A 12,713-nucleotide genomic window follows, 5' to 3' on the forward strand; every position below is an offset into this window, starting at 1 on the left:
AAACGCGTGCTTAAAGCATAGACTTTAGCGCATCTCTGATTAACTCTTCAGAGCTCATTTCTGGTTTTAATACTGCTTTAACCGCTTTATCAGCCTGCGCTTGTTTGTACCCTAACGACACAAGTGCGGTTATCGCATCGCCTTTGGCATCAACTGCAGGAGTTATCAATACATCATCGCCATGCTGCTCAAGCACAAGGCTATCGCTAACTGGGGTATCAATATCAAGGCCCCAGTCTTTGAGCTTATCGCGCATTTCAATAAGTAAGCGTTCAGCGGTTTTCTTACCCACTCCGGGAATTTTTACAATAGTGCTTACGTCGTCGAGTGTTACGCAGTTAACAAACTGATTAGCCGACATATTTGATAAAATAGCCAAAGCTAATTTGGGGCCGACGCCATTTACTTTTATGAGTAAGCGAAATAATTTCCGCTCGGTTTGATTGGCGAAACCATACAGTAATTGTGCATCTTCGCGTACCACAAAATGGGTGTATATAGTGGTCTCTTGATTTAACTGTGGCAAATGATAAAAACTGGTCATTGGTAAGGTAACTTCATATCCCACACCAGCGCACTCTAGGACAATCTCTGGCGCGTGTTTCTCAACCAGTATGCCTCGTAATCTTCCTATCACGGTCTACCCTGTTTCATGTTGTAAATCGAATTACCACAACCTTAACACTGTATAAATATATAGTAAACTAAAACTTGGTTACTGGCGCGATTTGCTCACTCAATTGACGACCTTAACTGGTTAACGCAAACGGCCACGCACCGTCTTTTTCGCATGACCGGCCATTTTAATCAGCGATTCATAACTGTGGGCATGACAAATGGCAACGGCCAACGCGTCAGCGGCGTCGGCCTGGGGTACCGACGGTAGCTTTAACAATGACGTCACCATGTGTTGAACTTGCTCTTTACTCGCCGCTCCCGTACCGACAACGGCTTGTTTTATTTGTCGAGCTGAATACTCTGCGACATCGAGGTTGAGATTGGTGGCGGCAACCATCGCCGCGCCTCTGGCTTGGCCAAGCTTGAGTGCGCCAGAAGGATTCAGCCCCATAAACACCTGTTCAATGGCAAACATGTCGGGTTTAAACTGAGTCACTAGCTCGCTTACCCCAGCGAAAATAATTTGCAGTCGCTGAGCCATATTATCGCCCGCCGTTAGCGTTTTAATGCAGCCGCTACCTAAATATTGAAATTTTCGGCCTTGCACATGAATTACACCGTATCCGGTTAATCGCGAGCCAGGGTCGATGCCAAGAATAATACTCATATAAAAGTCGTTATTAACATGTTGTTGGTCATAGCATAATGACAGTCATTTTACCTCGCTACACGCACAATGCCAGAGAAAACAGACAAACGATAAAAATGGCCCTAACGCAACGCGATTGCAAGGTGTAAGTACGCAATAAAAAATCCCGTTAAGCAATACCTTAACGGGATTTTTTTGTCCATTGCGATTAACTCACTGGCGTGAATTGACGGCGTTACTCGCTGTCTTTGCTAATTTTTGCAATACCCAACTCAACCAACTGCTCAGGATTGGCTTGTCCTGGTGCATTGGTTAGCGGACACGCTGCGGTAGTTGTTTTTGGGAATGCCATAACATCGCGAATTGATGTAGCACCGGTCATTAGCATCACCAAGCGATCTAAACCAAACGCCAAACCGGCATGCGGCGGTGTACCGTAGCGCAATGCTTCAAGTAAGAAACCGAACTTTTCTTTCGCTTCATCATCGCTGATACCCAAAATATTGAATACCGTTGCCTGCATTTCTTGGTCGTGGATACGCACCGAACCACCACCTAACTCAACACCGTTTAATACCATGTCATACGCATTTGACAAAGCGGTTGTCGGGTTGGCACGCAACTGCTCTGCACTCATATTTGTCGGTGCCGTGAACGGATGGTGCAGTGCGTGTAAGTGACCATCGACTTCTTCAAACATTGGGAAGTCAACAACCCATAGTGGTTTCCATTCATCACTCACCATGCCAAGATCTTCACCCAGTTTAAGACGCAAAGCACCTAGCGCTTCAGTCACCACAGTGTAGTTATCAGCACCGAAGAAGATGATGTCGCCTGAACTCGCGTTAGTGCGAGTTAGTAATTCGCTGACAGCCGCTTCGGGTAAAAATTTTAAGATTGGCGACTGAATACCGTCCATACCCGCGTCGATATCGTTGACTTTCAGCCACGCCAAGCCTTTGGCGCCGTAAATGCCGACAAATTTGCCGTATTCGTCGATGTTTTTGCGCGATAGTTTATCGGCAGCGCCCGGTACACAAATCACCGCGACGCGACCTTTGGGATCGTTTGCAGGGCCGTTGAATACTTTAAACTCAACATCTTTTAAAATGTCGGCTACGTCAACAATTTCAAGTGGGTTGCGCAGGTCAGGCTTGTCCGAACCAAAACGAGTCATCGCTTCGTGATAACTCATGTGCGGGAACTTGCCTAAATCGACATTTAACAACTCTTGGAACAGTTCTCGGATCATGGTTTCGGTAACATCTTGAACCTGCTCTGCCGTCATGAACGAGGTTTCGATATCGATTTGAGTGAATTCTGGTTGACGATCTGCTCGCAAATCTTCATCGCGAAAACACTTAACGATTTGATAGTAGCGCTCCATGCCAGACATCATCAACAACTGCTTAAACAATTGCGGTGATTGAGGTAAAGCGAAAAAGCTGCCTTTGTGAGTGCGACTTGGCACTAGGTAATCACGTGCACCTTCCGGCGTCGCCGCCGTTAGAATAGGCGTCTCAATATCCATAAAGCCTTGATTTTCTAACGACTTACGTACTGCTGCCGTGACTTTAGCACGAAAGCGTAAACGCTCAGTCATTTCTGGGCGACGCAAGTCAAGGTAACGATATTTTAAACGATTTTCTTCGCTGTTTTCTTGGTTGAAATCAATCGGTAATGGCGCAGATTTATTTAAAATATTAAGCTCTAAACCCAAAACCTCAACAGCACCGGTCGCCATGTCCTTGTTTACTTGCGACTCTGGACGGGCGCGAACCTTACCTTTTACTTGAATACAAAACTCATTGCGCAATGTGTTAGCAACGTCTAATACTTGCGGTAGATCGGGATCGAAAACGACTTGAACAAGACCTTCTCTGTCTCGCATATCAACAAAGATTACCGCCCCTAAGTCACGACGGCGGTTAACCCAACCACATAAGGTAATTTCTTCACCTATGTGAGACTCGTTTACCTGACCACAAAACACGCTACGCATTATCATTTATCCTGCTAATTTCATAAAAATTGTATCTTGTGGCGGGTGTATAACGGCCGCGCAGTCTTTGCACGTACAGCGCCAAATCGGCGGAGAAATCACTGCTGCAACCGTCGACTAATCGTTCTATACATCGGCTTACAATCGCGATCGCCACAAGACAAAAAATCAAAGGTCGACATTATAGCGAATAGCACCGTAATGTCACCCATCGACACAATAATTTTAACCGATAATCAGACTAATCAAGAATTATCCACACCTAGGCTGGCTAATTTCTTAGCATTTTTCAGTAAGTTGGCTAAAAGCACAAAAAAGCTGGCCTTATTACTCGTTTAAGCCTTTGTTTATCTGATATAATTTGCCTATACGTTTTTATTGGCGAAAGATAATGCGGCATCTACGTGGCCCTTGGGGTCTGTATCTAGTCACAGGGTGACAGATCAGGCAGCAAAGCCTTCAACACCGCGCCTTGCATACGATATGACAGATAAAAAAACCGACTTAATTTATTCGAAACCACAAGCCAAGGTGGCTGACTTTCGCTTTGATGCGCAAGTTGTTGAAGTGTTTCCGGATATGATCAAACGCTCAGTGCCCGGCTACTCAAACATTATTGAGACCATTGGTCAGTTGAGCAAACGCTTCGCTCAAGATAACAGTAACGTCTACGATTTGGGTTGCTCATTGGGGGCAGCCAGTTTAGCGATGCGCCAAAATATTGAAGCGAAGAATTGTAAAATCATCGCTATAGATAACTCCAAAGACATGGTACAACGATGCCAAATGCACGTTAATGCGTTTAAAGCAGCCACTCCTTGCCATGTGTTTGAAGGCGATATTCTAGACACCGACATGGATAATGCTTCAGTCGTTGTGCTCAACTTTACGCTGCAATTTATCGACAGTAGCAAACGTCAACAATTAATGGATAAAATCGCTTCGGCATTATTGCCTGGTGGTATTTTGATCCTATCTGAAAAAATATACGACAACGACGAGACGTGTCGTGATTTACTTAACGATTTACACCACGATTTTAAGCGCGCCAATGGTTACAGTGATTTGGAGATAGCGCAAAAACGAGCAGCCATTGAAAACGTGATGCGTCCCGATGTACTTGACACCCACTACCAACGCTTAAACCAAGCTGGGTTTAGTCATGCGACTACCTGGTTTCAGTGTTTTAATTTCTTTTCTTTAATCGCCATAAAATAATGAATAACGTATTTAATAAATTTTACCAACAAATCGCCGGCAATCGCCTCGCTCATTGGCTTACCCAGTTACCAGAGCAGCTAAGTCAGTGGCAAAAAAGCGAGCTGCACGGCGACTTTAGTAAGTGGCAAAAGACGTTACAAGCCCTGCCGCAAACAACGCCTTCGCATATTGATCTTTGCAATAGCGTTACCATAGGCGACGCTGATGATATCCCTCTAGGTCAACAAAAGCGCATTGAAGCCTTGCTGAAAAATTTTAAACCTTGGCGCAAAGGCCCTTACCACGTGCATGGCATTGATATCGATACCGAATGGCGCAGTGATTTTAAATGGGATCGGTTAGCCCCACACATCAGCGATTTAAACGGTCGCTACGTATTGGATATTGGTTGTGGCAGCGGCTATCACTTGTGGCGCATGCGCGGTGCTGGAGCAAGCTTTGTGGTGGGCATCGACCCAACCCAGCTATTTTTAATGCAGTTTTTAGCCATGCAGCACTTTATCAACGATGCCAATGTTAACTTGCTACCATTAGGCGTTGAACAGCTACCCGAGCTAAAAGCCTTTGATACGGTATTTGCCATGGGGGTGCTGTATCATCGAAAATCACCCATCGATTTTCTACAGCAGTTAAAAGCACAACTGGTCAAAGGTGGTGAGTTAATTTTAGAAACGCTGGTCATCGAGGGTGACGAGAATACGGTGCTTGTGCCCGGTGAACGATACGCCAAAATGCGCAACGTGTGGTTTATTCCCAGTACTGCCGCATTGGTGTTTTGGATGGAACGGTTGGGCTTTAAAAACGTGCGCGTGGTCAATACCGATCAAACCGCGTTCGAAGAGCAACGCAAAACCGAATGGATGGATACCGAGTCACTGCAGGACTTTCTCGATCCTAATGATGCCAATAAAACCATTGAGGGCTACCCTGCCCCATTGCGGGCAATCATTATAGCCAACACCTAATCCGTTGTGCGGTGTTCACCTGAGTTGGTAAACGACGGGCATAGCGCTCTATTTAACCAAGCGCTATGCTCACTGTTTATCGTGCAGCCCTCACGTGCTAGCTGCCCGAATACACTAATTAATTAATGCGATGTTTATTTGCCATTCTCTGAACAAATAACTGAGCAAAAAGCGGCGCTGATTTTGGCTCCATATTAAAATACAACGACGGTTCAATAAGCTCCGCTTCCATCATCGCAAAACGCTCTCCCATGCGGACAAAATCAACTCGTGCGTACATTGGCATTTCATCAATTGAGGCTAAGACCGCCATTGCATGGTCTGCTTGCTCCAGTAGCTCAGCTTGTGGCTCAACCAGAGTCAGTCGCCCACCGTGCTCTTCTTGTACGCGAAAATCATTGGCTTTTGGGGTTTTTAAAATACTGTGACTGTATTGACCGTCAAAGTAAAAACACGAGTATTCGCCTTCTTCAATAACACTTTCGACAAACGGTTGTACCATAAAATCACGCTTAGCGAAGGTTGTTGCCAAGGTGGTTTGGTAGTCTTGCCAATTGTCGATAGTCAACCAGAAGGTGTCATCTGCATTTGCACTAACACAAGGTTTTATCACCAATTGTTGGCAACCAAATTGCTCAAAACAGGCGGCAATGTTGTCGCTTTGATACTGGTTAAACCATGCGGTTGGGACAATGTTTACGCCGTGATTTTGCAATTCTTGTAAATACTTTTTGTCTATGTTCCAGGCGCAAATAGTCAGTGAGTTTTCTAATACAGCGGAGGAGTTTTCAATGTCGCCAAGTACTTGTATAAACCGCTCTGCATCATCTTGATAATCCCATGGTGTGCGGATTAAAACCACATCAAATTGATCCCAGTCCACCTCGGTGTCTCGCCAACTTACCATTTCAGTTTGCCAGCCCAACTCCAACAGAGGTTGGTCTAATAAATGATCGTAGGCTTCAAAGCCTTCAAGGCTCTCCATAGTCAGAATTGCACAGCGTTTCAACGATTTCCCCTTGTAATGTTCAGCGTTGTATTACCGCTAAGAATGACGCACAGACTTAGCTCGCAGTAAATTTATCGACAGAGTTTACGTTTTTTGGTTGACCACAACAACCTAAACCACGTAAATTAACAACATAAGTAACACCATTGGATAAGTGATTATGAAAACAATAAAAATTGCCGCGGTTAGTCTACTTTGCTTGGCATCAATGCAAAACACAGCGATTGCTACGCCTTATAGTTCGTCAAGTGACACCACCGCGACGATAAGTATCGATATTCCTATGCTCGCTGATGCTAAGGTGTTTGCTGCCTATACTGACTCGATGCCGGCCGTCGTAAACTACTTTACTCAAGCTGACACTGAGCAAATTCGCCAATATTACACTGAAAAATTTGGCGTTCCTGTCTCTGAACGCACTCAATACGGCCGACTAGAGTTGTACTTTGACTACATGCAAAGCGACGTGCGAGTGATTGTTGATCCACAAGACTATTTGCCAGAGAGCAACATGCAAGAAGTGGATGTGATCATGACAGCAAAACCATAAATACGCCCTAAGGCGAATTGACTTCACTGAAATAACAATACAAAAAAACGCACACACAATACGTCATTGTGTGTGCGTTTATATCTACAGCCAAATATTTTATAACCGTAAATCAGAGCCCCTGTTGTCGCGCTTATTGCAACAAGATTTCATCGATCGTACCTTGAGCTAGTGGATGGTACCCCGGTCGAGCCACCTTAAAAACTCGTTTTGCAAACGCCAGTCCTTGCGGTGTTTGCGCGAGCTTTTTGTACAGCGGAACAATGAGTTTACGACGCCCGATGTGAATTAGGTACTGTTCAAGCGCTGGCATGACCGTGTCATAACCTGTGTGCAAGGCAAGTAAATACCAGGCGTGTGCAATTTCAGCGTTGGTGCTTTGAGTTAAGTTAAACTGGCGATCGAGTTGTGCCATAGTATCAAGGCTCATTTGACGATCTAAACCGTTGATAAAGTACAACCATTCATGCACGGTCCATTTGTTGGTTGGCAACTGTGCCAGCGCAACTTCACCGGCAAGCCACTGTGCCGTTAACGCGTCAATTTTAACAAATACGTCGGAAGTTGGAGTTGGCGTTGTGTTGGGTAAACCGGCGGTAAAAATCCACTCATTTACTTCGTTCATGCTGACAATACCTGGGTATTTGTCAATCAGGTTTTGTCGCAAGTAGTTGATAAACGTTTCAGTGCCGATTGACTGAAAGGCAAAGTGATTAAAATAATCTAAAACAAATGGATCAAATTTTTCACGCCCAAAACGCTGCTCTAAGAACATCAAAAACAGCTGACCTTTCACATAGGGAACACCGCTGAACGCCGCATCGGGATCACGGCCCTGTAGATCGAGATACAGGATAGAGTCGTTGGCCGGTAATGTCGCTAAGTCCCCCTGTAAATCAGCAACACCTAACACTTGCTCCATGATTGCTCGCTCACTGCCAAACACGCGTTCCATAATGCGATTCTCAACATACGAAGTAAATCCTTCGTTCAACCAAAGGTCGCGCCAGCTTTCATTGGTCACTAAATTGCCAGACCAACTGTGTGCAAGCTCATGAGCAATCAAGTTTACCAGCGATTTATCGCCTGCCACTACGGTTGGCGTGATAAACGATAATCTAGGGTTCTCCATGCCGCCAAAGGGAAAGCTCGGTGGCAATATCAACAAATCGTAACGGCCCCAGCGATACTCGCCGTATAAGTCCTCTGACACCTCAATCATGTCTTGTGTGTCATCAAATTCGGCTACAGCGCGATCGAGAATGTACGACTCTGCGTAAATACCGGTTTGTTCGCTCATCGGCTTAAACTGTAAGTCACCGACCGCAATCGCGATTAAATAGGCGGGAATCGCCTGAGGCATGACAAAGTGATAATCACCATCTACTGGTGTATTCGGTTCGTTATTGGCACTCATCACTGCCAATAGTGACTTCGGTGTTTTAATTCGCGCACTGTAGGTTAAGCGAACCGCGGGCGTGTCTTGGATTGGGATCCAACTGCGCGCGTGAATAGCCTGATTTTGACTAAACATAAACGGCTGTGTTTTGCCTTGTGTTTGCGCTTTCGACAACCACTGGAGACCAGACGCTTTTTCGGTTGATTGATAATAAACGCGTAGTTTTTTAGCTTGAAAGTTCGGAGTAATGGTTAACTTTGATCCCATCACATCATCGCGCTTGGCAAGCTGATAGCTAACAGTGTGCCACTCGCCTTCGCTATCTTCGGCTAAGGTTTTGAAAACAATCAAATCGCGAGTATCTAACACCACCTTTGTTTGTTCGGCATCAAGCCAGGTTAAACTGAGGTCGACAAAACCCTTTACCGCTTTTTGATCAAAATCAACAGCCAAGTCTAAGTAAGCGTGGCTTATTTTTACTTGCTCGTAATTTGCATAAGTTAAGGTGTCCTTTGCTACGGCTAGTGCATGGCTAGAAAACATGACTAGGGTGCAAAACACCATATGAAGTCGCTTTATCATAGTATTTCATCTCTAAGTGGTTAACGGCGTTAGTGTACTGACAAGATTTTGCTTTGCAAGTACCACAACTACAGAATAAGCAAATCCCGCGGTGATTGTAGCGCCTGTTGTGATAAAACTCCTGGTTGAAAATCAACGGATGAATTTCAATTCAAATTTTGCGATAATTCGCGCTTGACGTTTTCTTTTACCTAATTACATCAAGGCTTCGTGAATACTTGTTATGGACTCTGAAAAATCACTTTTTGCCCGCCGATTTCGCGGTTACTACCCTGTTGTTATCGATGTTGAAACAGCCGGTTTTAACGCGCAAACCGATGCCTTACTTGAAATTGCTGCAAGTATTTTACACATGGATGAGATCACCGGGCTATTATCGGTAAAAGAAACTTTGTGCTTTAACGTTGAACCGTTTGAGGGGGCAAACCTTGAGCCCGCCGCGCTTGAGTTTACCGGTATCGATCCTCATTGTGCCTTGCGAGGTGCGGTCAGTGAGTCTCAAGCATTAAAAGATATCTTCAAACGAGTGCGCAAAGAAATGAAAAGCTACGGTTGTAAACGCGCCATCATGGTTGCCCACAACGCGGCATTTGACCTTGGTTTTGTCAATGCAGCAACTGAGCGTTGTAATATTAAGCGCAGTCCATTCCATCCATTCGTCAGCTTTGATACGGCTACACTGGCTGGTTTGGCGCTTGGTCAAACCGTATTGGCCAAGGCATGTGAAAGCGCCAATATAAACTTTGACAATAGCGAAGCACACAGTGCACTTTACGACACCGAAAAAACAGCGCAGTTGTTTTGCTTTATCGTCAATAAATGGCAACATCTCGGTGGTTGGCCATTGGCTAATGAGCAAGCGGAACAAGACAGTGAAAAAGCTGGTTGTATTCATGACGATCCGTCGACAGAAGACTAAATTGTAAGTTGTTACTCACTGCAGTTAGCAACACTGGTTTGGTTTATCAAGGCGTGAGACAATGGTTTAGCCTAAGCTGCAAGCTATAAGCGATAAGCAAACTGCGATAACGATATGTATCAGCGGTGACTAAACCGATGTTTTACTGCCAAAGCTAAGTAAGTTAACTCGTCGCGACTGACGGCGAACATAGATAACTTTCAACGCAAACAGCAAAAAAGGTAAGGCAATAAACACACCAAGCGCATCGGTTTTAAATTTGATCAACAACATCGAAAAAGCGACAAAGCCCCACGGATAGTACTCATACACCACTTGCGGTAAACGAAAGCCCGGAACGGTTTGTTTTACTCGATTTTGACGTCGATAGTTTGAGCGCAATACCGATATATGAGCGCCATAAGCAAATAGTGCCACGGCAGGCAGTAGATAGCCTATTGCATCAAATCGAAAAAACAATGCCCCTGCAAGGGTGAAATAAATAAGCGGAAGTTTTTCATAGATAGGGGTGCTAATTTTCACTGATGTGCTCCGTTTCTTATTCTTGTCAATTACCACTTACCGAGTGCAAGCGCCCGCTTACTAGACACGTGTGACCATCGGTTTGGGTAACTGTGATTCAATAATCTAGATGTTATTTTGTGCTTTACTCCAAAGTGTAGTGCAAAAAAAAAAAGCTGCTTAATAAAGCAGCTTTTTTTTATTCAGTTATAACTGACTGATTATTATAATTTATCAGCGTTATCAGATAGGTAAGATGCAACGCCTTCTGGTGAAGCGGTCATACCTTTGTCACCTTTGTTCCAGCCGGCTGGACATACTTCACCGTGCTCTTGGTGGAATGCTAACGCGTCAACCATACGGATCATTTCGTCAACGTTACGACCAAGTGGTAAGTCGTTAACCACTTGATGACGTACCATACCGTCTTCATCGATAAGGAATGAACCGCGGAACGCAACGCCAGCTTCTGGATGCTCAACGTCATATGCTTGACAGATTTCGTGTTTAACGTCAGCAACTAGAGTGTAATCAACTTGACCGATACCACCTTCGTTTACTGGTGTGTTACGCCATGCATTGTGAGAAAATTGTGAATCGATAGAAACACCAATAACCTCAACGCCACGGCTCTTGAAGTCATCCATACGGTGATGAAACGCAATCAGCTCTGATGGACAAACAAAAGTAAAATCTAATGGGTAGAAAAAGATAACGGCTTTCTTGCCTTTAATAGCTTCACTTAAATTGAAGTTATCAACAATTTCACCACTACCTAATACAGCAGCAGCGGTAAAGTCAGGTGCTGGACGACCTACTAATACACTCATGGTTTTCTCCGTTTTTTGTTAATGCTAATAAGACATTAGCCAAATAAAATGATTTGCGACACAAGGTGCCGATGACACCATTGCATGACTTTATATATGGCGATGAATAGAATAATTACAAGGCCATAGTTTTAATTATTCTGCGTCTTTGTATTTTTCAGCGGTATCTTTTACCAACGGCTGAAGTTCGCCTTGTTGGAACATTTCTAAAATAATGTCACAACCGCCAATCAGCTCGCCTTCTATCCACAGTTGCGGAAAAGTTGGCCAGTTTGCATATTTTGGTAACTCTGCGCGAATATCAGGGTTTTGTAAAATGTCAACATAAGCAAACTTTTCACCACAGGCCATTAGCGCTTGCGAGGCTTGCGCTGAAAAACCACAACTTGGCAGTTTTGGTGAACCTTTCATAAAAATTAAAATCGGGTTTTCGGCGATTTGTTGTTTGATTTTGTCGATAGTTTCCATAAATTCCTCGAGCAAGCTTGTTTATTCAAGCTTCTTGGGTACACAAAAATAAAGTCCGACTAGTTTACTCGGTTTTTTGGGGTGACGACAACCGCTTTTCAACAATTGTCGTCATTTTTTTGACGACGCGAGCCCCTCAACGAGGCTAGTAAGAGGTTATTTGGCCAGTTCAGCCATGATATTGTCTTTCAGCTTTTCCCAAAACTGTACCGACTTAAGACCGTGATCACGCACCACCTGCACCGACTCGTTAAACTGTCCGTTTTCAGCCAACTCGATTAATTGGTGATAAAACTCTTGGGTGAGCGCTCTAGCCTGAGGGTCGGCAAAGTACACACCACCAAGCCTTGAGTACAAGTTTTTAAAGCCGTTTAAAACCAATACATAAATCGGATTATTCGATGCCAACGCCAAATCGTGATGCAGTTGGTAATCTGTTTCAGCAAATTGTTCAGCACTTTCTGAAGTATCGATACACGCTCGCACTAGTTCGATCACTTTTTGCGGATTATTTTTAATCGCCGCGCGTACGTAAATAGCGCAGATATTGGTGCGTGCCGACAGCAAATTTTCAACCAAATCAGGGATTCCTTCTTGGTCTAATTCGGCTAATCGACCTAAGATATTGAGTCCGCATGTTTCCCAAAAGTTATTCACTTTAGTTGGTTTACCGTGCTGTATAGTGAGCCAGCCATCACGAGCTAAACGCTGTAATACCTCGCGTAATGTTGTTCGAGTAACGCCTATCAGTTCTGATAGTTCGCGCTCGGCGGGTAAAATAGACCCCGGCGGAAAACCGCCATTCCAGATCGACTCGACGATATACTGTTCTGCGAATCCGGCTGGACTTTGAGCTTTAATGATCATGAATATTCCATCTAAGGGGTACATTTATAGCGAGATTTACCGCATTGATGCACTTGTTACATCCAAAATTGAACGCTGTAAAAACTGCGACCCCAAATACTATTGATAGGTTAGTGTTATATAAACTGATTGT

At 44.4% G+C, this 12,713-nt stretch carries 13 protein-coding genes; 4 read left to right on the forward strand and 9 right to left on the reverse strand.

Features of this window, described 5'->3' with window-relative positions:
* Positions 1-10: 10 nt before the first annotated feature.
* From ruvA to aspS, 3 genes are all read right to left on the reverse strand, one after another.
* A complete protein-coding gene (gene ruvA, locus ACAY30_RS09800) occupies positions 11-637 on the reverse strand; it encodes a Holliday junction branch migration protein RuvA (RefSeq protein WP_290251767.1) in 627 nt (208 codons plus the stop codon).
* A gap of 120 nt (positions 638-757) precedes the next feature.
* Entirely contained in the window at positions 758-1,285 is a 528-nt protein-coding gene (ruvC, locus tag ACAY30_RS09805; protein ID WP_290251768.1) for a crossover junction endodeoxyribonuclease RuvC, read from the reverse strand.
* A 217-nt stretch (positions 1,286-1,502) separates the two neighbouring features.
* Positions 1,503-3,269: an aspartate--tRNA ligase gene (gene aspS / locus ACAY30_RS09810; protein WP_290251781.1), complete on the reverse strand. Its 1,767-nt coding sequence runs from the start codon at positions 3,267-3,269 to the stop codon at positions 1,503-1,505.
* 483 nt (positions 3,270-3,752) lie between these two features.
* Here aspS and cmoA point away from each other — a divergent pair, with 483 nt between their 5' ends.
* Positions 3,753-4,487 (forward strand): carboxy-S-adenosyl-L-methionine synthase CmoA, encoded by a 735-nt coding sequence (cmoA, locus tag ACAY30_RS09815; RefSeq protein ID WP_290251769.1) that lies wholly within the window; start codon positions 3,753-3,755, stop codon positions 4,485-4,487.
* A complete protein-coding gene (gene cmoB, locus ACAY30_RS09820) occupies positions 4,487-5,455 on the forward strand; it encodes a tRNA 5-methoxyuridine(34)/uridine 5-oxyacetic acid(34) synthase CmoB (RefSeq protein ID WP_290251770.1) in 969 nt (322 codons plus the stop codon). The genes cmoA and cmoB overlap by 1 nt, the downstream gene beginning before the upstream one ends.
* Positions 5,456-5,573: 118 nt before the next feature.
* Here cmoB and ACAY30_RS09825 read toward each other — a convergent pair whose 3' ends face one another.
* The gene (locus ACAY30_RS09825) at positions 5,574-6,464 is read right to left on the reverse strand and encodes a RimK family alpha-L-glutamate ligase (protein ID WP_290251771.1); all 891 of its coding nucleotides are present in this window, start codon (positions 6,462-6,464) and stop codon (positions 5,574-5,576) included.
* Positions 6,465-6,624: 160 nt separating this feature from the next.
* Here ACAY30_RS09825 and ACAY30_RS09830 point away from each other — a divergent pair, with 160 nt between their 5' ends.
* On the forward strand, positions 6,625-7,014 hold the full coding sequence (locus tag ACAY30_RS09830; RefSeq protein WP_290251772.1) for a hypothetical protein: 390 nt from the start codon (positions 6,625-6,627) through the stop codon (positions 7,012-7,014).
* Between the two features lie 133 nt (positions 7,015-7,147).
* Here the strand turns inward: ACAY30_RS09830 and ACAY30_RS09835 are convergent, their stop codons facing one another.
* Positions 7,148-8,995: a M1 family metallopeptidase gene (locus ACAY30_RS09835; protein ID WP_371189882.1), complete on the reverse strand. Its 1,848-nt coding sequence runs from the start codon at positions 8,993-8,995 to the stop codon at positions 7,148-7,150.
* 223 nt (positions 8,996-9,218) lie between these two features.
* On the opposite strand from ACAY30_RS09835, the gene rnt reads away from it, so the two are divergent.
* Entirely contained in the window at positions 9,219-9,914 is a 696-nt protein-coding gene (gene rnt, locus ACAY30_RS09840) for a ribonuclease T (RefSeq protein ID WP_290251773.1), read from the forward strand.
* Positions 9,915-10,043: 129 nt separating this feature from the next.
* Here rnt and ACAY30_RS09845 read toward each other — a convergent pair whose 3' ends face one another.
* The 4 genes from ACAY30_RS09845 to fadR all read right to left on the reverse strand — a co-directional run bounded on the left by ACAY30_RS09845 (position 10,044) and on the right by fadR (position 12,580).
* Entirely contained in the window at positions 10,044-10,436 is a 393-nt protein-coding gene (locus tag ACAY30_RS09845) for a hypothetical protein (protein WP_290251774.1), read from the reverse strand.
* Positions 10,437-10,639: 203 nt separating this feature from the next.
* Positions 10,640-11,245: a peroxiredoxin gene (locus ACAY30_RS09850; RefSeq protein WP_290251775.1), complete on the reverse strand. Its 606-nt coding sequence runs from the start codon at positions 11,243-11,245 to the stop codon at positions 10,640-10,642.
* Positions 11,246-11,380: 135 nt separating this feature from the next.
* Positions 11,381-11,713: a Grx4 family monothiol glutaredoxin gene (locus tag ACAY30_RS09855; RefSeq protein ID WP_290251776.1), complete on the reverse strand. Its 333-nt coding sequence runs from the start codon at positions 11,711-11,713 to the stop codon at positions 11,381-11,383.
* A 156-nt stretch (positions 11,714-11,869) separates the two neighbouring features.
* The gene (gene fadR / locus ACAY30_RS09860; RefSeq protein WP_290251777.1) at positions 11,870-12,580 is read right to left on the reverse strand and encodes a fatty acid metabolism transcriptional regulator FadR; all 711 of its coding nucleotides are present in this window, start codon (positions 12,578-12,580) and stop codon (positions 11,870-11,872) included.
* Positions 12,581-12,713: the final 133 nt, after the last annotated feature.

Origin of the sequence: Thalassotalea ponticola, from assembly GCF_041379045.1 — a bacterium.
Classification (GTDB): domain Bacteria; phylum Pseudomonadota; class Gammaproteobacteria; order Enterobacterales; family Alteromonadaceae; genus Thalassotalea_A; species Thalassotalea_A ponticola.